This window comes from Rhodoferax sp. GW822-FHT02D07 (assembly GCF_058802405.1).
On record NZ_JBXAOD010000006.1, the window covers coordinates 215,880 to 237,661 of the forward strand.

General features: G+C 64.2%; 21 protein-coding genes. 10 read left to right on the forward strand and 11 right to left on the reverse strand.

Features of this window, described 5'->3' with window-relative positions:
• The first annotated feature begins 15 nt into the window (after positions 1-15).
• Positions 16-222: a tautomerase family protein gene (locus tag AC1RNN_RS15025; protein ID WP_493089846.1), complete on the forward strand. Its 207-nt coding sequence runs from the start codon at positions 16-18 to the stop codon at positions 220-222.
• An 11-nt stretch (positions 223-233) separates the two neighbouring features.
• Here the strand turns inward: AC1RNN_RS15025 and AC1RNN_RS15030 are convergent, their stop codons facing one another.
• From AC1RNN_RS15030 to AC1RNN_RS15040, 3 genes are read right to left on the reverse strand one after another with little or no spacing between them, the layout of a single operon-like run.
• Positions 234-983 (reverse strand): GntR family transcriptional regulator, encoded by a 750-nt coding sequence (locus AC1RNN_RS15030; RefSeq protein ID WP_493089845.1) that lies wholly within the window; start codon positions 981-983, stop codon positions 234-236.
• 11 nt (positions 984-994) lie between these two features.
• Positions 995-2,569 carry a glycerol-3-phosphate dehydrogenase/oxidase gene (locus AC1RNN_RS15035; protein WP_493089844.1) on the reverse strand — a complete coding sequence of 525 codons (1,575 nt, stop codon included), beginning with the start codon at positions 2,567-2,569 and terminating at the stop codon, positions 995-997.
• A complete protein-coding gene (locus AC1RNN_RS15040; RefSeq protein ID WP_493089843.1) occupies positions 2,566-4,062 on the reverse strand; it encodes a xylulokinase in 1,497 nt (498 codons plus the stop codon). Before AC1RNN_RS15040 ends, AC1RNN_RS15035 begins: the two co-directional genes overlap by 4 nt.
• 163 nt (positions 4,063-4,225) lie before the next feature.
• Here AC1RNN_RS15040 and AC1RNN_RS15045 point away from each other — a divergent pair, with 163 nt between their 5' ends.
• Together AC1RNN_RS15045 and AC1RNN_RS15050 are read left to right on the forward strand one after the other, a co-directional pair.
• Positions 4,226-5,200, forward strand: coding sequence for an aldo/keto reductase (locus AC1RNN_RS15045; RefSeq protein ID WP_493089842.1), 975 nt, complete (start codon positions 4,226-4,228; stop codon positions 5,198-5,200).
• A gap of 10 nt (positions 5,201-5,210) precedes the next feature.
• Positions 5,211-6,044, forward strand: a complete 834-nt coding sequence (locus tag AC1RNN_RS15050; protein WP_493089841.1) for a class I fructose-bisphosphate aldolase — start codon at positions 5,211-5,213, stop codon at positions 6,042-6,044.
• Between the two features lie 163 nt (positions 6,045-6,207).
• On the opposite strand, the gene AC1RNN_RS15055 is transcribed toward AC1RNN_RS15050, so the two are convergent.
• Positions 6,208-7,185 (reverse strand): Bug family tripartite tricarboxylate transporter substrate binding protein, encoded by a 978-nt coding sequence (locus AC1RNN_RS15055; RefSeq protein ID WP_493089840.1) that lies wholly within the window; start codon positions 7,183-7,185, stop codon positions 6,208-6,210.
• Positions 7,186-7,212: 27 nt separating this feature from the next.
• Positions 7,213-7,770, reverse strand: coding sequence for a 2-oxo-4-hydroxy-4-carboxy-5-ureidoimidazoline decarboxylase (uraD, locus tag AC1RNN_RS15060; protein WP_493089839.1), 558 nt, complete (start codon positions 7,768-7,770; stop codon positions 7,213-7,215).
• Positions 7,771-7,873: 103 nt separating this feature from the next.
• Here uraD and AC1RNN_RS15065 point away from each other — a divergent pair, with 103 nt between their 5' ends.
• Positions 7,874-8,827 carry a LysR family transcriptional regulator gene (locus AC1RNN_RS15065; RefSeq protein ID WP_493089838.1) on the forward strand — a complete coding sequence of 318 codons (954 nt, stop codon included), beginning with the start codon at positions 7,874-7,876 and terminating at the stop codon, positions 8,825-8,827.
• A 28-nt stretch (positions 8,828-8,855) separates the two neighbouring features.
• Here the strand turns inward: AC1RNN_RS15065 and AC1RNN_RS15070 are convergent, their stop codons facing one another.
• Positions 8,856-9,788, reverse strand: coding sequence for a LysR family transcriptional regulator (locus tag AC1RNN_RS15070; RefSeq protein WP_493089837.1), 933 nt, complete (start codon positions 9,786-9,788; stop codon positions 8,856-8,858).
• A gap of 134 nt (positions 9,789-9,922) precedes the next feature.
• Between AC1RNN_RS15070 and AC1RNN_RS15075 the strand changes: the two genes are divergently transcribed.
• Both AC1RNN_RS15075 and AC1RNN_RS15080 read left to right on the forward strand, forming a co-directional pair.
• Positions 9,923-10,900, forward strand: a complete 978-nt coding sequence (locus AC1RNN_RS15075; protein ID WP_493089836.1) for a hypothetical protein — start codon at positions 9,923-9,925, stop codon at positions 10,898-10,900.
• 21 nt (positions 10,901-10,921) lie between these two features.
• Positions 10,922-11,611: a glutathione S-transferase family protein gene (locus AC1RNN_RS15080; protein WP_493089835.1), complete on the forward strand. Its 690-nt coding sequence runs from the start codon at positions 10,922-10,924 to the stop codon at positions 11,609-11,611.
• Between the two features lie 74 nt (positions 11,612-11,685).
• Here AC1RNN_RS15080 and AC1RNN_RS15085 read toward each other — a convergent pair whose 3' ends face one another.
• A complete protein-coding gene (locus AC1RNN_RS15085) occupies positions 11,686-12,537 on the reverse strand; it encodes a DUF1444 family protein (protein WP_493089834.1) in 852 nt (283 codons plus the stop codon).
• Positions 12,538-12,682: 145 nt separating this feature from the next.
• Between AC1RNN_RS15085 and AC1RNN_RS15090 the strand changes: the two genes are divergently transcribed.
• Positions 12,683-13,093: a DUF4259 domain-containing protein gene (locus AC1RNN_RS15090; protein WP_493089833.1), complete on the forward strand. Its 411-nt coding sequence runs from the start codon at positions 12,683-12,685 to the stop codon at positions 13,091-13,093.
• Positions 13,094-13,099: 6 nt separating this feature from the next.
• Positions 13,100-13,540 carry a tetratricopeptide repeat protein gene (locus AC1RNN_RS15095; protein ID WP_493089832.1) on the forward strand — a complete coding sequence of 147 codons (441 nt, stop codon included), beginning with the start codon at positions 13,100-13,102 and terminating at the stop codon, positions 13,538-13,540.
• A 148-nt stretch (positions 13,541-13,688) separates the two neighbouring features.
• Here AC1RNN_RS15095 and AC1RNN_RS15100 read toward each other — a convergent pair whose 3' ends face one another.
• Genes AC1RNN_RS15100 through AC1RNN_RS15110 form a run of 3 tightly spaced genes read right to left on the reverse strand, consistent with a single transcriptional unit; the run spans position 13,689 to position 19,554 of the window.
• Positions 13,689-15,128, reverse strand: a complete 1,440-nt coding sequence (locus tag AC1RNN_RS15100) for an efflux transporter outer membrane subunit (protein WP_493089831.1) — start codon at positions 15,126-15,128, stop codon at positions 13,689-13,691.
• Positions 15,121-18,276 carry an efflux RND transporter permease subunit gene (locus tag AC1RNN_RS15105; RefSeq protein WP_493089830.1) on the reverse strand — a complete coding sequence of 1,052 codons (3,156 nt, stop codon included), beginning with the start codon at positions 18,274-18,276 and terminating at the stop codon, positions 15,121-15,123. The genes AC1RNN_RS15100 and AC1RNN_RS15105 overlap by 8 nt, the downstream gene beginning before the upstream one ends.
• 18 nt (positions 18,277-18,294) lie before the next feature.
• Complete coding sequence (locus AC1RNN_RS15110; RefSeq protein WP_493089829.1) at positions 18,295-19,554, reverse strand: efflux RND transporter periplasmic adaptor subunit; 1,260 nt, start codon at positions 19,552-19,554, stop codon at positions 18,295-18,297.
• A gap of 190 nt (positions 19,555-19,744) precedes the next feature.
• Here AC1RNN_RS15110 and AC1RNN_RS15115 point away from each other — a divergent pair, with 190 nt between their 5' ends.
• The gene (locus tag AC1RNN_RS15115) at positions 19,745-20,362 is read left to right on the forward strand and encodes a TetR family transcriptional regulator (protein WP_493089828.1); all 618 of its coding nucleotides are present in this window, start codon (positions 19,745-19,747) and stop codon (positions 20,360-20,362) included.
• Positions 20,363-20,413: 51 nt separating this feature from the next.
• Here AC1RNN_RS15115 and AC1RNN_RS15120 read toward each other — a convergent pair whose 3' ends face one another.
• Positions 20,414-21,238 carry a helix-turn-helix domain-containing protein gene (locus tag AC1RNN_RS15120; protein WP_493089827.1) on the reverse strand — a complete coding sequence of 275 codons (825 nt, stop codon included), beginning with the start codon at positions 21,236-21,238 and terminating at the stop codon, positions 20,414-20,416.
• Positions 21,239-21,357: 119 nt separating this feature from the next.
• On the opposite strand from AC1RNN_RS15120, the gene AC1RNN_RS15125 reads away from it, so the two are divergent.
• A complete protein-coding gene (locus AC1RNN_RS15125) occupies positions 21,358-21,747 on the forward strand; it encodes a hypothetical protein (protein WP_493089826.1) in 390 nt (129 codons plus the stop codon).
• Positions 21,748-21,782: the final 35 nt, after the last annotated feature.

Here is a 21,782-nt window from a genome sequence, read left to right on the forward strand (position 1 = left end):
AGAAGAGAGACAGACATGCCCATCGTGAACCTGCAACTCATCCGCGGCCTCAGCCTGGAACAGAAACGCACCCTGGTCGCCGAGATCACGCAGACCCTGGTGCGCGTGACGGGCGCCAAGCCGGGGCGTACCCACGTCCTGATTCAGGAGGTGGACGATGCGGACTGGGGTGTGGAGGGGCAACTGGTGCGGGACCGCAGGGCGGCGGCCCCTCCGGCCTAGCGGGCCTGGGCTCAGGCCTGGGTGCGTACGTGCAGGCGTGTGTTCTGGCAGCGGTGTAGCGCCACGTAGTGCTCCACGGCGCGCCCGTCTTTGGTATAGGCCACGGATTCGATGCGCAGCAGCGGCTCCAGGGTCTCCAGTTGCAGTAGTTCCATGGTTTGCGCGTCGGGCAGTACCGCGTCGATCCAGCGTTCGGCCTTCGCCACGTGCAGGCCGTACTGGCGGCGCAGTACTTCGTAGAGAGACTTGTCTTCCAGGCGGATCTTGTGTAGCTCGGGCGCCACGTCGGTGGGGATGGCGGTGCTCACCAGCAGGCGGATATTGCCGTCCACACTGCGCAGGCGGCGCAGGGCGGTGACTTCTGCGTTGCTCTGCAGGCCCAGCGCGAGTGCCTCTTTTTCTTCGGGCGCACGCTGGCTCTGGTGCAGCACTTGGGTTTTGACGGCACGGCCCTTGAGCGCCATTTCGTCCGAGAAGCCCAGCACCATGGAGATGAAGTCTTCGTCGCGCTTGGGCGCGGAGATGAAGGCGCCCTTGCCCTTGATCTTGTAGATGAGACCGCTGCGCACCAGGTCGGATAGCGTCTCGCGCACCACGATGCGTGAGATGCCGTAGATCTCGCCAAGCTCGGCTTCCGAGGGCAGCTGCGCGTTGACGCTCAGCTCACCCGTGACGATGCGCTGGCGCAGGATGTCGCGCAGCTGGATCCACAAGGGGGTACCGCTGTCGCGTTGCAGCAGTTGCAGGGGTTGTGAGCTCACACACAGCCTTTCTAAGGGACTTCCGCCAGTCGCCGCACATGGTGTTGGTGGACAAGCAGCTCGCGGCAGCGGCGCAGCTCGAACGCGTGTCGCTCCGTGTCCCAGCCCAGTTCTTCGCTGGCCGCCTGGGCCATGGTCTGCAGGGCGGCCTCGTCGAGCTGGCCCAGCAAGGCCGCCAGGCTGCGGTGCAGCACCAGGTCGGACAGGCGGACCACCCCGGTCAGGCGGCACAGGCGACGCAGGGATTGTATGTCCGCGCTATCGAAGCCCAGCGCGGGGCTGGGAATGGGCAGGTCGGCGGTCGAGACGGCGCGCGGCTTGTGCAGCAACTGCAGCACGGCGTCCGTGGCCTCCTCAGCCAGCGCGCGGAAGGTGGTCCACTTGCCTCCGACCAGATTGACCACGGGCACGTTGCGTGCGCCCTGTGCGGCGTCGACGATGACATGGTGGTCACGCGAAATCTTGCCCGGTGTGCCGGGCGCGGCATCGCGCGATTGCAGCGTGGCCAGCGGGCGCACGCCCACAAAGGTGTAGACGATGTGGGTGCGCTGGAATTGCAGGCGCGGAAACACCTCGCCCAGCACACCCAGCAGGTAGTCGATCTCGCTGGCCTCGGTCTGCGCCTGGTCGGGGTCGCTCACCGGAATGTCGGTGGAGCCGGCCAGCACGCGGCCCTGGAAGGGGTAAACGATGCAGACGCGCCCGTCGCGGGCTTCGAAGTACACCATGCGCCCCTGCAGCGCGGCGAGCAGCGCGGGGTGGTCCAGCACCAGATGCGAGCCCTTGGTGCCGACGAGCCGTCCGCCGGGCACGCTGAACAGCGCGCTGAGCCGCTCCAGCCAGGCGCCCGTGGCATTGACCACCGTGTCGGCGGTCACCTGTACCTCGGTGCCCTGCACCGTGTCGCGCAGCGTCAGCGTGCGGCCATTCAGGGCCACCAGGGCGCAATGGGTGCTGACGCGGGCGGCGCTCTGTGCGCGGTGACCGTCGGCAATCAGCTCGTGCATGAGGCGCTCGGGGTGGGTGATCCAGGCGTCATAGAAGTGTGCGGTCCAGCGCACGTCGTCACGGAGCAGAGCACGGTCGGCCGCACTGGTGGCCTGCACATGGTGGGGCGGCAGCGAGCGGTTCTTGCGGCCCATCCAGGCATAGAGCTGCAGGCCCAGCGCCACGGCCAGCACTCCGCGCGAGCGGGCCGGCGGCTGCGCGCCGAAGAAGCGCAGCGCGCTGCCAAACAGGCCGCCCAGGCGCGAGGACAGCGGGATCACCGTGTGCAGCGGCTGTACCAAGTGCGGAGCCGCGCGCAGCAGGCGATTGCGCTCCTGCGCCGACTCCTTGACGAGCGAAAACTCCGCATTCTCCAGGTAGCGAAGACCGCCATGGATCATGCGCGATGGCGCACTGCTCGCACCGCTGCCCACATCGCCCTTGTCGATCAGCAGGCAGCGCACGCCCTGCAACGACAGGTCGCGGAATACGCCGATGCCATTGATGCCGGCGCCCACGATGACGACGTCAAAATGCTGCCCATGGAGCGTGGCCGGGCGCGTGTGGGCGCAGGTTTCCAACACGGGGGGCTGGCTCATGGCTGCGGCGGGTTCAGGCGCGCAAAGACGGGCGCCATGTCGGCGCGCAGTGCGGCAAAGTCGTTCAGATAGCGTGCATAGAAGCCGCGCTCTGTGGCCCGTGGCGGTACGGTCTGCAGTGCGGCCTGCAGCGGCGCGGTGGCCTGGCCCAACGAGGCGGCGGCAAACATGGCCGCGCCGCGTGCGCCGCTTTCGTCGGCACCGGTTGTGTGGACCGGCTGGTCCAGCAGCGTGGCGAGCAGGGCGCTGAGGCGCGCATCGGCAGCACCGCCACCCAGCGCGAACAGGCGCCGCCGCGGCAGGCCGCAGGCAGCTAGCGCGTTGAGGCTTTGCGCGTGCAGGGCCATCACGCCCTCGACCACGGCGCGCGCCATATCGGCCGGTGTGTGGAAGGCGCGCAGCCCCAGAAAGCCTGCGCTCGCATCGCCACCGCCATTGATGAAGGGCAGGTAGCGCAGGCCGTTGGCACCCGGTGGCGCCGTGAAGGCCGCCTCGAGCAGACCCGTCACCGAGTGCTGCAGCGCACCGGCCAGCCAGGTGGTGTTGGCCATGCCCGCGGCGCTGTTGTGCATGTACATGAGGGCGCTGCCCGCATCCAGCGTCACCACATTGCTGATGTGGGCTGCGCCGGTCTTCAGATAGCCCGCCATCGATCCATCGCTGGGGCCGATGGCCGCATTCACGCACCAGGTACCCAGCACGGCTGCCACATCGCCGGTCTGCGTGGCGCCCACGCCCGTCATCGCGCCATAGAGGTCAATCGCGCCCATGGCGACGGGTGTGCCGGCCGGCAGTCCGGTCTGCGCAGCCATGGCCGGGAGCAACTGGCCCAGTGCGCTGCCGCTGGTCTGCAAGGGGGCGAGCAGGCCGGCGTGCCAGGCGGGGCTGTGCGCCACGGCAAAGGCGCGCGGGGCGGGGCGGCGCGTGCTGCCATCGAGCAGCCCGGCGGTGCCGGCATCGCTGTAGTCGGTGGCGTGCACACCGCACAGCAGCATGGCCATGAAGTCCTTGGCAAAGAACAGCGTGCGGGCCTGCGCGAAGGCACCCGGCCGCTGCCGTGCAATGTCGGCAGCCACCATGGCAGGCTGCCCGGCCCAGGGGCCACAGCCCACGCAGGCAAACAGTGCGGCGCCATCCTGCTGCGCCAGCGCTTGGGCGATGGCCATGGCGCGCTGGTCCGTGGAGGAGACCGCAAAGCCGTCATGCAAGCGGCCTTCTGCGTCCACTACATAGAGTCCGCCGCCATGGCCCACGCAGGCCATGGCCGTGACCTGCGTCGCGCGCGCCCCTAGTTGCGCTGCGACCTGGCGCAGCCCGTCGACGAGGAGCTGCTGCAGCACCGTGCCCGCTACCTGGCAGCTGCCCGTGGCCGCACGCTGCCAGGGAATGGTGGCACCGGCATGCGCCAGCACGGCGCCCGAATTCCCTTCAAAGGCTGCAATTTTCAGACTGGTGGATCCCAGATCCAGGCCAATGTAGATAGGACTCGCCATGCGATTACGCCTTGTTGTTGTATTTGACTTGTTATTACAGCATATGAATCCTACTTTGCCAACACTAGGGTAAATCTCTACAAAAAAACTCAATATGGCCGATAAACTTTAAAACATGTCATGACAACTTTGTGTCTATGACGCATTGCAAGGACAAGCAGACATGAAGCAGAGTGCATTGAGGGCGTCCGGGATTCAGTGTTCCAGCGTGGGCCTGGGAACCTGGGCCATGGGCGGGTGGATGTGGGGCGGGCAGGACGATGGCGCCGCCGTGGATGCCATCCATGCAGCGCTGGACGCGGGCGTCAATTTCATCGACACCGCGCCGGCCTATGGTTTGGGCCATGCCGAGACGCTGGTAGGCAGGGCCCTGCAGGGCCGGCGTGACAAGGTGGTGCTGGCGACCAAGTGCGGCCTGGTCTGGCACACGCAGCGCGGCACGCTGTTTTTCAACGAAGAGGGCAAAGACGTCTACCGCTACCTTGGCAAGGACTCAATCGCGCATGAGGTGGAGCAAAGCCTTGCCCGCCTGCAGACCGATTACATCGACCTCTACTTCACCCACTGGCAGGACGCAACCACGCCGATCGCCGAAACCATGGAGGCGCTGCTGGCGCTGAAGAAGCAGGGAAAAATCCGCGCCATCGGCATCAGCAATGCCGACGCGGCCACCCTGGCTGAGTACCTGCGTCACGGCCCGGTGGACGCCATCCAGGAACGCTACAGCCTGCTGGACCGCGGCATCGAGCGGGACCTGCTGCCACTGTGCCGCGAACACCAGGTCTCGGTCCACGGCTACTCCTCGCTGGCCCTGGGCCTGCTGGCCGGCCCCATAGACCCCGCGCGCGTGTTTGCGGGTGACGACCAGCGCAAGGACAACCCGCGCTTCAGCGCTGTCAACCGCAAGCACCTGGTGGACTTCTTTGCCGCCGTGGAGCCCATACGTGCGCAGCACGGGTGCAGCTACGGACAACTCATGATCGCCTGGTCTCTCTCTCGCGTGGACGTGGCCCTGTGCGGCGCACGCCAGCCAGCCCAGGCGCGCGACAACGCCGGTGCCGGCGCCATCACGCTCAGCAGCGCCGAGCTGCAGGCCATTGCAGTGGCCGCCCAAACCCATTTGCACACAATTGTTTAAAGGAAAACCCATGAAAGAGATTCGCCTCCAACGGCTGTTTCAGAACGGCGGCTGCCTGGATATCGCCATCGACCACGGCGTCTGCAACGAGCCCAGCTTTCTGGACGGGCTGGAGGACATGCCCACCGTGGTGGACGCGCTGGTGCAGGCCCAGCCCGATGCCATCCAGATGAACTATGGCCAGGCCGACCTGCTGCAACGCCGCCCGGGGCGCAGCAAACCTGCGCTGGTGATGCGCGTGGACATGGGCAACCCCTACAACGCCACTACCCACCGCGTGATGTGGGCGCTGCTGCAGAACAAGCACGACCCGGTGCTGCCGGCGGTACAGATGGACGCGGCTTGCGTGGTCGTCAACCTCTTCATGTTGCCCAATGAGCCCGACCTGTTCCGCCAGTGCGTGGGGAACATCTCCATTGTGCGCGCTGACTGCGACAAGTACGGCATGCCGCTGATGATCGAGCCGCTGGTGATGCGTCCGCACAGCGAGAAGGGCGGCTATATGGTGGACGGCGACGCCGAGAAGATCGTTGCCCTGGTGCGCCTGGCGCGCGAGATGGGCGCCGACATCATCAAGGCTGACCCTACCGCAGAACCGACCGAGTTTCACCGCGTGGTCGAGGCCGCGCGCTGCCCAGTGCTGGTGCGCGGCGGCGGGCGCGAAGACCTGCGCCAGGTCTTTGCCCGCTCACGCATCCTGCTGGATCAGGGCGCGGTGGGCATGGTCTATGGCCGCAATGTGTACCAGCATCCAAGCCCGCAGGCGGTTGTGAAGGCTCTGATAGCCATGATCCATGACCGGGCCAGCGCCGAGCAGGCCTGGGCCCTGTACGAAGGAAAGTAGGCCAAGCCCGTGTCGCAGGCGCTCCTGAATCAGGAGCTGCTCGCGCATATTCCACGAGGGCTAGAGCCAATATTCTCTATGTTCTCCCGAGGGTTGCATTGAAAAATGCCTGCTGCCACAGCGTGCCGGGGCAACGCTGTGGCGCGGTTGGATGCTTTCGCCTTTATTGAGGCTGAAGGCCCGACGCCTTGACCAACTCGGCATGGAGTGCGATTTCCTGGGCAATGACTTGCTGGAACTGCTCGGGGGTGGTGGGCGCGGCATCCATGCCGATTTCGTGCAGTTGTTTGGACACTTCATCGCTTTGCAGGATGGTGCGCACCTGGCGGTTGAGCTGGTCCACCAGGGCACGCGGCGTGCCTGCCGGCGCCAGCAGGCCAATCCAGGTTTGCATGACCATGTTGGGGATGCCGGCTTCGCGCATGGTCGGTACGTCCGCAATGAGTTCCGAGCGCTTGTCGCTCATCAAGGCCAGGGCCGTCAGCTTGCCGGACTTGAGGTAGGGCAGGGCTTCGGGCAGGGGCGCAAACAGCAGGTCCACGCTGCCCGCCAGCAGGTCGGTGATGGCGAGCGCGCCGCCCTTGTAGGGCACATGGGTCATCTTGACCTGTGCGCGGGTTTCAAACACCAGCGCGGCCAAGTGCTGCGGGCTGCCGTCACCCGAGGTGGCGTAGTTCAGCGCACCGGGCTTGGCCTTGGCAGCGGCCAACACGGCGGCAGCGCTGGAGAACTTCTGCTTGTCCTTGACCACCAGCACCATGGACTGGTTGGCCAGCTTGGTGATGGGGGCAAAGTCGGCCTGCGGGTCGTAGGGCAGCTCTTTGAAGATGCTCTTGTTGGTCGTCAGAAAGGAAGCGGGCGACGCCATCAGCGTGTAGCCGTCGGGTGCGGCCTTGGCGACCACGGGCAGACCAATGCGGCCTGAGGCGCCTGCCCGGTTGTCCACCACAAAGGGCTGGCCGGTAACCGCTGCGAGTTTCTGGCCGACCATGCGCGCGATGATGTCCACGCCACCCCCAGCGGGCAGGGCCACCAGCAGTTTGACGGGGTGGTCGGGGTAGCTGCCCTGGGCGCTGGCCGGAAAGGCTGCCAGCAGGCCCAGTGCGCTGGCCAAGAGGGAGAGTTTGCGTCGAGTGTTCATGAAGAGCTCCGGTAGTAAATCAAAAAGTCAGTAAGGAATGGATGCGTTGTGCTCGGGCGCGCAAGCAGCATCGGACACCAGACGGTCCAGACGCAGGCGCGTAATGGCGGCAATTTCGTCGAGCGCAATGGCAAGCTCGGTGGCGCGGTCATGCGCAAGGCGGTGCGTGAAGGCTTGCAGTGCGGACGCACGCGTATGGCGGCGGATACACAGGATGAAGGGGAACTCAAAGCGCTCGCGGTAGGCGCGGTTGAGCGCGCTCCAGTGTTCGGCTTCGTCGGTGTCCAAGTGGGCCAGCGACAGCGTGCCCTGCTCGGCCACAGAGGCATCGGTCATGGTGCCGCGGCGGGCGTCTTCGCCGGCCAGCTCAGGGTGGCCGGCGTAAAAGGCCACGCGCGCGGATTCGTCCAGTTTCGCCACCACCGCGACCATGGCCGCATGCAAGGCGTCCACCGTGGCAAAGGGGCGCTGGGCGATCACACCTTGGGCCACCCACGGGGCGTGTTCCCAGATATCGGCCAGGGCCGCGCAGAAGTGCTCGGGGGCGCAGGTGTTGAGCTGTTCAAGGCTGGAGGGGCGTGTCATGAAAACGGATCGTACGGAGGCAATTCATTGCCGTCCATCACCGTTTTTGCTGTGCTGCATGCGCAAAATTAGTACACTGGGCGCCACACTTTTTCCTTTCCCCATGCGCCATTCGCTTGTTCCCGCCGGACTGCGCTACGCTGACCAGGTGGCGCGTTCGGGCTCCATCCAGAAGGCTGCACGCGAACTTCATGTTGCAGCCTCAGCCATCAACCGGCAGATCCTGCAACTCGAGGATGAGCTGGGCATTCCCCTGTTCGAGCGCCTGCCGCGTGGCATGCGGCTGACTCCCTCGGGCGACGCGCTGATCACACTGGCACGCCATTGGCGCCAGGATGAACGCGGTCTGGTCGCCGAGCTGCGGCGGATTCAGGGTGTCCACCAGGGCCATGTGTCGCTGGCGGCGATGGACAGCCATGCCACCAGCGTGATGCCCGCATTGGTGCGGGATATGGCGGCCCAGCATCCGCTGGTCAGCCTGTCCATCGCGCTGGCAACTCCCGATGATGCCGAGACCGCATTGCTGACCGGCCAGGCCGATCTGGCGGCCATCTTCAACCTGAAACCACGCCGGGAACTGCTGGTGCTTTGGAAGAGCGCACTGCCGCTGGGCTGCGTGGTGGCGCCTGCGCATCCGCTGGCGCAACGCGCTACGGTGAGTTTTCAGGAGGCAATGGCCCACCCCTTGGCGCTGCAGAGCAAGGCCTTGACGATCCGGCGCTATCTGGAAGCCCAGTACAACTGGTTGTTCAAGGAGCCGCGCCGCTATACCGAGACCAACTCCCTGCAATTGGCCAAGCAACTGGCCTTGGGTGGCAGCCATGTGGTCTTCACGTCCGAGCTGGATGTGGCGACGGAGCTGGCCACGGGGCAGTTGGTCTTCATCCCGATTCGCGATCGCGGAGCCGAACCTCAGGAAATCGCCGTGGCGGTCGATGCAACCAAGCCCCCGGGCCCTATCGTCAAGCTGGTGTCCGAGCGGCTTGTCGCAGCGCTGCAAAGCTGTCTGGAGGCTGCGCGCGGTTCACCCGTCACTTCTGGCGGTGCTCCTGAATAGATAGCTGCTCGCGCATATTCCATGAGGGCTAGACCCTGAAACCCTTCACAGCCTCATCCCACACCGCCGGCTCCCCAAAATCCCTTTTCAGGTGTGCAATGAACAGCTGCGCCTTGGTCGCGTGCGATCGGCCGGGCAGGCGAACGGCGTGGATGGCGGAGGGTGAGGGCACCGGGGGAGCCACGGCGTCGGGGAATAGCTGCACCAGCCTGCCGGCCACCAGCATGTCGCAGACCAGCCAGCTGGCCAGGTGGACGATGCCCAGTCCGTCCAGGGCGGCGCGTTGCAGGGCCTCGATGTCGTTGGTGCGCAGCGGGCCGCGCACCGCCAGCGGGCGGCCGCCCTGTATGCCGGCAAAGCTCCACATGCCCACGGGCGCGGGCGTGGTGGCCACGGTGAGGCAGCGGTGGTTTAGCAGGTCTAGCAGCTGAGCGGGCGTGCCGTGGCGTTTCAGGTAGTCGGGGCTGGCGCACACCAGCCGGTTCATGGGGGCCAGGCGCGTGGCCACCAGGTCGCTATCGGGCAGGGCGCCCACGCGCACTGCCACATCCACGCGCTGCGCGGCCAGGTCAATCTGTTGGTCGCTCAGGTGCAGCTCCAGCTCAATCTCGGGGTATTGGCGCAGAAAGCGCGTGGCCGCGGGTGTCACATAGCGTTGGCCGAACGCCGTGGGCGCGGTCACGGTCAGCAGGCCGCGCGGGCTGGCCTGGCCCTCCGCCAGGGCCTCTTTGGCGTCGTCCAGCTCGGCCACGATGCGGCGCGCGCTGATAGCGAACTGCTCGCCCGCATCGGTGAGCTGCAGCAGGCGTGAGCTGCGACGCAGCAGCTTCACGCCCAGTTCCGCCTCCAGCGCGTCGATCTTGCGCGTGACGGAGGAGACGGCCACCTCCTGCTTGCGGGCGACCTGGGAGAAATTGCCGGCCGCAGCGACGGCCAGAAAGGTGCGGAGTTCTTCAATCACGGGGCATTGGGCTTGGGTTGATTTTGCAAATATCAGAAAGATTGTTTGCGTTGATGCTGATTGTTGCGATTAGCGCAAATTTCCACAATACCTCCACCCCAACCAAGGGCCTACGGGCCAGAAAGCGAAACCCCATGACTTCCCTCTTCAACACAGTCTCCAAACCCTTCTCCATCCGCCGCGCCGCTTGGATGGTGGCCACGCCCCTGGCCCTAGCTGCCCAGATGGTGCTGGCCGCTGGCGACGTCAACTTCAGCGCCGACACGGTCTACCCCGAAGGCGTGGCCTGGTCCGCACAGCAGCAGGCCTTCCTGGTCAGCTCCGTGCGCCACGGCACCATCGGCAAGGTCAACCTGCGTGGCGAATACAGCCCCTTCATCACCGACAGCGCATTGGTCACCACCGCCGGCCTGGCGCTGGACGCCAAGCGCAACCTGCTGTGGGTGGCGATTGGCGACCTGGGTGCGGCCGAGCGCAGCGGCCCCACTACGCAGGGCAAGCTCGCCGCGGTGGCGGCCTTCAACGCCAAGACCGGCCAGCGCGTGGCCTACCACGACCTAGGCAGCCTGTTCGCCGGCGGCCACTTTGCCAACGACCTCGCGGTGGACGCCAAGGGCAATGTCTATGTGACCGACAGCTTCTCGCCCGTCATCTACCGCGTGGACACGGCCGGCAAGGCCACCGTGTTTGCGCAGAGCAATCTCTTCACGGGCGAGAACTTCAACCTCAACGGCATCGTGGCCCACCCGGGCGGTTACCTGCTGGTCAACAAGCACAACAGTGGCGAGCTGTTCCGTGTGAGCCTCAAGGACCCGACGCAGATCGACCGCGTGCAACTGCCTGAAGCGTTGAAGGGCGCGGACGGCATGGTGCTGCGTGACGCCGGCCGCCTGACCCTGGTGCAGAACAGCGGCGCCGACCGCACGCTGGATCTGGTGTCTACCGATGGCTGGAAGACCGCCACCGTCGCCCGCGTGCAAAAGAGTCTGCAGACCTTCCCGACCACCGCCGCCAAGTTGGGCAAGGACGTGTACGTCATGAACTCCCGTCTGGACACGCTGCTGACGCCGGACGCCCCCAAGGTCAGCGACTTCATCCTGCAAAAGTACTAAGCCAGAGACAAGGAGAACCCCATGCTCAAGTTCTATTACCACCCGTCCCCCAACCCCGCCAAGGTGGCGCTTTTTCTGGAAGAGTCCGGCCTGCCCTATGAGCTGGTACCGGTGGACACCGCGCGCGGCGAACAGCACAGCGCGGCCTACCGCGCCATCAACCCCAACGGCAAGACCCCCGCGCTGGTGGATGGTGATGCCACCGTGTTCGACAGCAACGCCATCCTGCTGTATCTGGCCGTGCGCCACGGCAAGTTCCTGCCCGAGAACCGACCCGAGGTGCGCAGCCAGATGTACTCGTGGCTCATGTTCATCGCCACCGGCATCGGCCCCTTCTCGGGCCAGGCGGTGCACTTCCGCCACTTCGCACCCGAGCCTCAGGCCTATGCGCTGAACCGCTACACCTTCGAGGCCCGACGCCACTGGCAGATCATCGACAACCATCTGGCCACACGCACCTTCATGGTCAACGAGGAATACACCATCGTCGACATGGCGCTATGGGGCTGGGTACGCGCCTTCCCCTATGTGTTTGGTGACGCGGGCTGGACGGACTACCCTAACGTCAAACACTTCTTCGACCGCATCAACGCCAGGCCCGCTGCGCAGCGCGCAGAGGCGCTGAAGGATGCGCATGCGTTCAAGACGGAGTACGACAAGGAAACGCTGGTCGCGCTGTATCCGCAGAATGTGGGGTTGACGGCGGAGTAGGGTAAAACGCAAGCCGATCCTGATGTGGGGGCGGCTTGCTGGGAGTCAAAGTGCGCCAAAGAAGAGCTTGGGGACTACTGGATGATTTCCCAACCAGTCTCAGTCCATTGCAGCATCAGGGATGACAAGGGGCGGCCGGATTTTCTTGCGACATCTGCGGCGAGCATGCGTAATGCATCTATGCCCGCAGATGTCGATCCATCACCAAAGAGCAAGATGTCTGGTGCTGGCAGTATGACCATGAGCTTGTTGTTGAGTTTTGTGTTCAAGGGGCGCCATTCCTCATGGAAAAGAATGCGGCTGGATGCATAGTCTTCGCCAGAGATATAGCCCAGTGAGTTTTGCTGGGGGACTTTGGCGACTTCATGAAACGGTTTTGTGCTGGCGCGCAGGTTCTGCTCGCCGAGCTTGAACAACTCTTCCTCTGTCAGGCTGAGCTTCGCTGCATCACTGTCAGTGACGAAGCGAACGGTTCGCGTAAAGTCCAATACCGGCAGTGCAACCAAGCCGGGAGCGATCAGCTTCGAGTACACCGTACCTCCATTTGAACCAAACTGGGCGCGGATCTGATCGGCGTACGCAGCCGGGCGAATCGCGATGCGAACCATGTTGCGTTCCAGGGGGCGATCCCGTTCTTTGATCGATTCGGCTATGCCCTTCGCGAACTGGTCCAGCGCCATACTGCAGTTTTGTGCGTTGCGAATGCAAAAAGCGTGTACGCGATTCAGGCCAATCTGGCCCGTTGACTCCCCATCCGAGCGCTTGCCTTCCAGCGCCAGTTTTCCGATGGATTGGATGTTGTAGCCTGGTAATTCCTTGTTGACGCGCTCGGCCGCGATCTTGCTGAAGTCTTCTTCGTTGGTAGGAATGTCTTGGGCCAAACATGCCTGGCTGGTCAAAGCTATGGCAATCAGTAAATAGCGCATGAACCCCTCCCTTTCTTTGTAATGCAGTTTTGGCCTGAGTTTAGCGGCGCAGCGGTGGTCGTATTGGCTCGGGCTATAGTGCAAATGCTAGGTAGGCAGTCTCACGAAGATTTGCATTTCTGGAAATTCACCGCAGGGAGTAGATATGGGAGCTTGGTCACACGAGCCATTTGGAAATGACACCGCCAACGATTGGGCATATGGTCTGGACGACGTGTCTGATCTTTCCTACATCGAGGAAACACTGAATCGCGTATTAGAGGAGGGTGCTGAGTACCTTGACGCATCAGATGCGGAAGAGGCCATTGCCGCGATCGAGGTTCTGGCGCATCTGTTGGGCAATGGGACGCAGAGCGATGCCTATACCGAGAAGGTGGAGCAATGGGCAAAGCGCGTCCATGTCACCCTGAGTCCAGGACTGCGGAACAAAGCCCGTCAGGTGTTGCAGCGTGTGGTTTCCGAGAACTCGGAGATCCAAGAGCTTTGGGCAGAAAGCGATGATGCTGAGGCGTGGATTGCAGGCATTCAAAAGTTGGATTTGGCACTTCGGACCTAGCCTTGTATGACAGTCGCAGAGGATGTTTTCTACGACGCTGAGCCCAGTGTGGCGCGCCATTTGTTACTTGAACTCGCTGCTCAGGGTGATCATGAGGCCGAGTTCTACCTCGGTCATCTTGCAGAGGAAGCTTCGCCGCCCGACGCTGTGAGTGCTTTGAATTGGTACAGAAAGGCGGCGGAGGGCGGTTTTCTCGAGGCGAAACACTGGGTTGCCAGTTTTCTGTATCACGGGATGGGTACGGAGCAGGACATCACTACTGCCATTTCGCTGTTTCGCCAGTGCGCAGATGAGGGACTGGACGCCTCGCGGTGGAAGCTTGGGCAGCATCTTTTGCAATTCACAGAGAGCCGTGCGGAGGGCTTGCTGTGGTTAAGACTTGCGGCATCTCAAGGGCATACAGGTGCCGTGGAATTGTTGGCTGAGGCGGGAGAGGGCGACGCCTAACCGATTCCACGATACAGGCAGTGCGCAGCGTTCTAGTCGCTCTCCTGCAGTTCTGCAGTGTGTGACTGTCCTTCCTCTCAAACGAAAACAGCTCCTAAATTAGGAGCTGTTCGCGCAATATCCACGGGGGCTAGGCCCCGATTTTCTATTACTTCTGCTCTGCAGCAGGCTCCGTCCAACCGCCACCCAGCACTTTGTACAGGTTCACCAGGTTTTGCAGTTGCTGGGTCTGTACCTGCACCACCGCCTGTTGGGCGGTGAACAGGGCGCGCTGGGCTTCCAGTACATCGAACGAGCTGGCCGCGCCGGCCTTGAAGCGCAGGTCGGTCAGTTGCATGGTGGTCTGGGTCGCGGCCAACTGGGCGGTCTGGGCTTGCAGCTGCTCGCCCAAGGTGGCGCGTCCGGCCAGTGCATCGGCCACTTCCTTGAAGCCGGTTTGAATGGCTTTTTCGTACTGCGCGATGGCGATGTCCTTGTTCACCTTGGCTGCTTCAAGGTTGGCCTTATTGCGGCCTGCATCGAAGATGGGCATCAGGATCTGCGGCACAAAGGTCCATGCCGTGGGCGTGCCGGGGTTGAACAGCGTGTCCAGGTCGCTGCTGGCCACACCGGCACTGGCGGTGAGCGTGATGCGCGGGAAGAAGGCGGCGCGGGCTGCACCGATGTTCGCGTTCAGGGCGAGCAGGTTTTGCTCGGCCTGGCGCACATCGGGGCGACGCACCAGCAGCTCGGACGGCACACCAGCCGGCAGGTCACTCAAAAAGCCTTGCTCGGTCAGACCCAGGCCCTGGGGCAGGTCCGCCGGCAGGGTTTGGCCCACCAGCAGCACCAGGGCGCTCTCGTCTGTGGCACGTTGGCGCGTCAGTTGGGCGAGAGACACCTTGGCGGCTTCGAGTTGGCTCTGGGCGGTGCTCAGGTCCAGTTTGGAGGCGGCGTCGTTGTCGTACTTGAGCTGCGTGAGGCGCAGGCTCTCTTGCCGGGTCTTGAGCGTTTCGCGGGTGACACGCAGCAGCTCATCGTCCGCCAGCAGCGTGAGGTAGGTGTTGGCGACCGATGCAATCAGGCTGATCTGGACGGTCTTGCGGGCCTCCTCGGTCGCCAGCACTTGGGCCTGGGCCGCTTGGCTCAGGGCGCGCACGCGGCCAAAGAAGTCCAGCTCATACGCTGTCACGCTCAGGCCAGCGCTGTAGCTGCTGGTGATGGCGCCGCTGGCAGCCGGGCCGCGGCTGCCGTTGAAGCCGGCGTTCACGGTGGGCAGTTGGTCGGCACGCGCGACTTGCAGCTTGGCGCGGGTGGCCTCGATGTTGAGCGCGGCCACGCGCAGGTCACGGTTGTTTTCCAAGGACATCTCAATCAGGCGCTTGAGGCGTGCGTCCTTGAAGAAGGCTTGCCACTCGGTCTCGGCCGCGGTGCGGGCGTTGGCTTCGGCCGTGGGCAGCGCAGGGGCGGCGGCCACGGTGGGGAAGCTGTCGGCCACCGGCGCCGCAGGGCGGCTGAAGGTGGGGATGAAGCTGCAACCGGCCAGCCACAGCGCTGCGGACAGCGTGGCCAGGCGCAGGGCAGGGCGCGTATAGGAATGCTTACTCATGGGATTCGGCTCCGATGTGGTGTCCGTGTTCAACGTCAAATTGGTGTTGGCGCTCGCTGCCCTTGAAGATGCTGCGCACCACGACAAAGAAGATGGGCACAAAGAACACCGCCAGGAAGGTACCCGCCACCATGCCGCCGATCACACCGGTGCCGATGGCGCGTTGGCTGGCCGAACCCGCACCGCTGGCAATGGCCAGGGGCAGCACACCCAGCATGAAAGCCAGCGAGGTCATCACGATGGGGCGGAAGCGCAGGTGCGCAGCGGCCAGGGCGGACTCGATCACGCTCTTGCCCTGGGCATGCAGGTCCTTGGCAAATTCGATGATCAGAATCGCGTTCTTGGCCGACAGGCCGATGATAGTGATGAGGCCCACCTGGAAGTACACATCGTTGGCGTAGCCGCGCAACAGCGTGGCCAACACCACACCGAACACACCCAAGGGCACCACCAGAATCACCGCCAGGGGGATGGACCAGCTTTCGTACAAAGCAGCCAGGCACAGGAACACGGCCAGGATCGCAAAAGCGTACAGCACGGTCGCTTGCGAGCCGGCCTTCTTCTCTTCGCGGGACTGGCCCGTCCATTCAAAGCCGAAGCCTTCGGGCAGCTTGGCCGCCAGTTGCTCCATCTCGGCCATGGCATCGCCGGTGCTGAAGCCTGGAGCGGCTGCACCGCTGATACGCACGGCGGAGTAGCCGTTGTAGCGCACGGTTTGCATGGCACCGGTCACCCACTGGGTCGTTGCAAACGCCGACAGGGGCACGGCCTTGCCGCTGCTGTTGATGGCGTTGAACTTCAGGATGTCATCAGGTTGCATGCGCGCCGTACCTTCAGCTTGCACCACCACCCGTTGCAGGCGACCTGCGTTCGGGAAGTCGTTCACATAGCTCGACCCCAGCGCCGTGGAGATGGTGCTGTTGATCGCGCTGAAGCTCACGCCCAGGGCGGCCGCCTTGTCGCGGTCGATGTCGATCTGCAGCTGCGGCGCATCTTCCAGGCCGTCGGGGCGCACTTGGGTGAGTACCTTGCTCTGGGACGCCATGCCCAGCAGCTGGTTGCGTGCACCGATGAGTGCCGCATGGCCCTTGCCGCCACGGTCTTGCAAGCGGAATGTAAAGCCGGTGGCGTTGCCCAGTTCCGGGATGGGGGGCGGTGCGAGCGGGAAGATGAACGCATCACGAATGCCCATCAATGCGCCGAAAGAGCGACCCGCCAAGGCCTGTGCCGAGTGCTCGGGACCATGGCGTTCCGACCAGTCTTTCAGTGTCACGAATGCCAGTGCAGCATTCTGGCCTTGACCCGAGAAGCTGAAGCCCAACACGCCGACCATGCTTTCCACTTCAGGCTGTTTGAGGATGAAGCCTTCGACTTGCTCCATCACCTTTTGCGTGCGTTCCTGGGTAGCACCCGGGGGCAACTGCACGTTCACGATGATGTTGCCCTGGTCTTCACCCGGCAAAAAGGACGTGGGCAAGCGCAGGTACACCACGGCCACACCAGCAATGATGGCCGCGTAAATGATGAGGTAGCGCCCGGCTTTTTTCAGCAAGCGGGCGACCACGCCTTCGTAGCCTTTGGCCGTGGCGTCAAAGCGGCGGTTGAACCAGCCGAAGAAGCCGGTCTTGGCATGCGCGTGGCCGGCCTCCACGGGCTTGAGCAGCGTGGCGCACAGCGCAGGGGTCAGCGACAGGGCCAGGAAAGCGGAGAACGCAATCGAGCTCACCATCACTGCGGAGAACTGGCGGTAGATATTGCCCACCGAACCGGCAAAGAAGGCCAGCGGCACGAACACGGCGATCAGCACCACGGTCACGCCGATGATGGCGCCCGAGATCTGGCCCATGGCCTTCTTGGTGGCTTGCAGCGGCGGCAAGCCCTCTTCGCTCATGATGCGTTCGACGTTTTCCACCACCACGATGGCGTCGTCCACCACGATACCGATCACCAGCACCATGCCGAACATGGTCAGCACGTTGATCGAGAAGCCCAGCGCCAGTAGCGTGGCAAAGGTACCCAGCAGTGCCACTGGCACCACGATGGTCGGGATGATGGTGTAGCGCCAGTTCTGCAGGAACAGGAACATCACCAGGAACACCAGCACCACGGCTTCGACCAGGGTCTCGGCTACTTGCTTGATGGAGATGTTCACGAAGCGCGAGCTGTCGTAAGGAATGCTCCAGCTCATGCCTTTGGGGAAGTAGGTCTGCAGCTCAGTCATGCGGGCACGCACGGCCTTGGCGGCGGCCATGGCGTTGCCGCTGGGAGCCAGCTGCACGCCGATACCGATGGCGGGCTTGCCGTTCAGGCGGGCGGAGGTGGCATAGGCCTGGGCACCGAGTTCAATGCGGGCCACGTCTTTCAGCCGCACGGACGAGCCGTCGGCATTGCTGCGCAGCGCGATGTTGCCGAACTGCGCCACGCTGCCGAGCTGTCCCTTGACCACCACGGTGGCGGCAATGCTCTGGCCCGTGATGTTGGGCAGGTCGCCGATGGCGCCGGCAGACACCTGCGCGTTTTGGGCGCTGATGGCGGCGTTGACTTCGGCGGTCGACAGGTTGAACGAGGCCAGCTTGGCCGGGTCCAGCCAGATGCGCATGGCGCGCTCGGTACCGAAGAGCTGGGCCTGGCCGATGCCGGGCAGGCGTTGCAGCTCGGGCACGATGTTGCGCGAGGCGTAGTCCCCCAACTCAATCGTGCTGGTTTCCGGGTTGTCGGAAGACAGCATGGTGAACAGCAGGAAGTTGGAGCGGGACTTGTCCACGCGCACGCCTTGCTGCGTGACCGCCGCAGGCAGGCGCGGGGTGGCGCGCGAGAGGCGGTTTTGCACATCCACCTGCGCGAGGTCGGCATTCGTGCCGGTCTCGAAAGTCAGGGTGATGCTGCCGGAGCCGTCGGCCTGGGCCACGGACTCCATGTAGATCAGGCCGGGGGAGCCGTTCATTTCGCGTTCGATGACGGACAGCACGCTGTCTTCCAGCGTCTGGGCCGAGGCACCGGGGTACGCGGTGTTGACGACGATGGACGGAGGGGCCACCGGCGGGTACTGCGATATCGGCAACTGGGTGATGGCCACGCCGCCCATCACCAGGATGAACAGCGAGATCACCCACGCGAAGATGGGGCGGTTGATAAAAAACTGAGCCATGGAATGTGCCTCTAGCGATTACTTGGCGGCTGCAGACGCAGCGGCAGCGGGGGCGGCGGCACCGGGCGCACCGGCCGGGGCTGCGCCGGGGTTCCACGGCACGGGTTTCACCGGGGCGCCGGGCACCATCATTTTCTGGAAGCCGTCCACGATGACCTGGTCGCCTTCTTTCAGACCGTCCAGGATCACCCACTGGTTGTTGATGGCGTTGCCACCCAGCTTTACCGGGCGCGGGCCGGGCTTGCCGCCTTCGCCCACCACCAGCACTGAGTCGCCCTGGTTGGTGCGGGTGACGGCTTGCTGCGGCACCATGATGCCGGAGGGCAACTCGGCCTGCGACAGGCGCACGCGCACGTACTGGCCGGGCAGCAACAGGCCCTCGGCATTGGGCACTTCTGCGCGCAGGGTGATCTGGCCGCTGGTGGCGTCCACCGTCAGGTCGCTGAAGAGCAGTTTGCCGGCCTTGGGCAGTTCGCTGCCGTCTTCCAGCACGATGCGCACGGGCACCGAGCCATCGCCCGAAGCGCGCAATTGCTTGGAGGCAATGGCCTTGCGCAGGCGCAGCACTTCGGTGCTGGACTGGGTGAAGTTCACGTACACCGAGCCCGTTTGCTGGATGGTGGCCAGGGCAGTCGCGTCTGCAGCGCCCACCAAGGCGCCTTCGGTCACCGAGGACTGACCGATGCGGCCGGAGATCGGGGCGGTGATGGTGGCATAGGCAAGGTTGATGCGCGCGGTCTCTACGGCGGCCTTGGCCACGCCCAGGTCGGCTTCGGCCTGGCGCTGGGCAGTTTGCAAGGTAGTGAAGTCCTGCTTGCTGATGGCATTGGCTTCCACCAGGGGCTTGTTGCGCTCCACCTGTGCAGTGGCTTGGGCCAGTGTGGCCTGGGCTTTCACCACGGTGGCCTGGGCGCTTTCATAGGCGGCGCGGTAGGGGGCAGAGTCGAGTTGGTACAGCACCTGGCCGGCCTTGACCTCGCTGCCTTCGCGGAACATGCGTTGCAGTACCACGCCGCTCACGCGGGCACGTACCTGGGCCACGCGCAGGGCGTTCACGCGGCCCGGCAGCTCGGACTGCAATGCCACGGCCTGGCTGGACACCGTCACAACACCGACTTCGGCAGGGGGCATGCCGCCGCCACCGCCGCCAGCGCCAGGGGCGCCGTCTTTCGCGCCGCAGGCGACCAGGGCCACAGCCACCGGAATGGACAGAAGGGCCCAGCGGCCCAAGGGGTGTTTGGCGGGGGCAAAGCCCACGGTTGGCTGGTGCGCAGACATAGAAATCCCTTTGTGTCGAAAAATGGAATCGGGTAGCGGAAACGGGGGCTGTCACATTGTGTTGACCTAGGGCAAACCCTCTGTAAAAGGATTTTGCAAATGTGACGAGTTGGATTAGTATACATACATGCTTGAATGTATGTGTGAATTTTTAGTGAATGCCCTTGGGCCCGTGAAGGGTCTTTGAATCATGGCTCGCAAGACCAAAGAAGACGCCTTGGCCACCCGCGAACAGCTCCTGGATGCGGCCGAGCGCGTGTTTCATCGCCGTGGCGTTTCGCGCACCACGCTGCAAGAGATTGCGCAGGACGCGGGCCTGACCCGTGGCGCCATCTACTGGCACTTTGAGAACAAGGGCGAACTCTTCCACGCCATGATGGAGCGGGTGACCCTGCCCATGATGGCGCGCATGACCTCGCTGACCCCGGCGGACGAAGAAAGTCCGCTGGACAAGATACGCCGCAACACGGCCACCGCCTTGCACCAGATTGCCCACGAGGACCAGGTGCGCCGCGTGTTCGAGATTGCCACCCAGAAGGTGGAGTACGTGGATGAGATGCAAAGCATGCGCGAGCGACACATCGCCGGACGCAATGAGTGCATTGACGACATGCACAAGCTCTTCCAGATGGCGCGCGACAAGGGGCAATTGCGCGGCGACATGGATTTGCGTACCGCCACGCTGGGCCTGTTCGCGCTGATTGGCGGGCTCAAGTACAACTGGCTGCTGGACCCCGCCGGCTTCGACCTGGAAGCCGTGGGCATGGCCACGCTGGACGCTTATCTGCGCGGTCTGCAGGCCCCCTGATTTTTCCGTTTGCTACGATTTTGCTAGCTGCTAGCGCACTATTTGCAAGGGCTAAGGGCTGATTTGACTCTGAAACTTTGCCAGCACCGCGCTGGTGTGGGCATCGGCCGGCAAAAAGGTTTCCAGCGCCAGCTCCTGCAGTGTGATGTCCACCGGCGAGCCAAAAATCGTCACCGTGCTGATGAAGTTGAGCTGGCCGTGTGCCGTGTCCAACTGAAAGGGCATGACCACGCCACGCGTTTCGCCCTGCAGGTGCGCGCGGTCCGGGCCGTGGCTGCTGTCAAAGCCCCGTAACTCTTCCAATAGTTCGTGTAGCGCAGGGTCTCCCGTGTTCTGGATTTGCTGCTGCAAGCGTTCGAACAGATGGTGCTTCCACTGGCCCAGGTTGGCAATCTGCGGCGCCAGACCCTGCGGGTGCAGGCTTAGGCGCAGGATGTTCACCGGCGGCTGTAGTAGGGCGGGGTCTATCCCTGCCAGGAACACCGGCACCATGCGGTTGGCCGCCACCATGTGCCAGTGCCTGTCCATGGCCAGCGCGGGGTAGGGCTCGTGGCAGCGCAGGATCAGATCTACCGCGGCGCGCGCCTCGGCCATGTCCGGGTGGTCCAGCGGTCGCTCGCGGTACATGGCGGCGTAGCCCGCGCTGGTGAGCAGCTGGTTGCGCTCGCGCAGCGGTAGCTGCAGGCGCTCGGCCAGGCGCAGCACCATCTCGCGACTGGGCACCGAGCGGTCTGTTTCCAGAAAACTCACATGCCGCGTGGAAATCTCCGCCTGGTGCGACAGCTCCTGCTGGCTCAGGCGGCGGTGCTGGCGCCAGTGGCGCAGGCGCTGGCCAAAACTGTTGGGGGCTGCGGTGTGGGCGGTGGGCGTGTGCATGACGGCATGGTAGCGCCGGCATTGCCGGTGCGGGCGGCCGGGGCATGACCTCCCAGGTAATGGCTTTGCCGCGCCGCGCGCCGCACCATGCAGGCTCTTTCAACCCCAAGGAGTCTGTCATGTCTGCTGTTCTTGCTTCCGCTTCCTCCGTCGGTATCCGTCGCGTGCTCTGGCTGGACGCCATCACCGGTGCTGGCTCGGCCACGTTGTCGCTGGCTGCGCCGGGTCTGGTGTCGGCCACGCTGGGCATGCCGCCATTGTTGGTGCAGGGCTCGGCCTGGGTGGTGCTGGCTTTTGTGGCTTTTGTCGGCTGGCTGCTGGCGCAGCCCGTGCTGCCTCTGCGCGGCGTGCGCGTGCTGGCGCTGGGCAATGCGGCCTGGGTGCTGGCCAGCGTGGAGCTGGTGCTGTCAGGTGTGGGGCTCACGGCGCTGGGCGTGGCCTATGTGCTGGCGCAGGCGGGGCTGGTGGCGGTGTTTGCGACCCTGCAGTGGCGCGCATCGCGCCGCTAGGCGCTATCTAAAGAGGAGCTGTTTGCGCACATTCC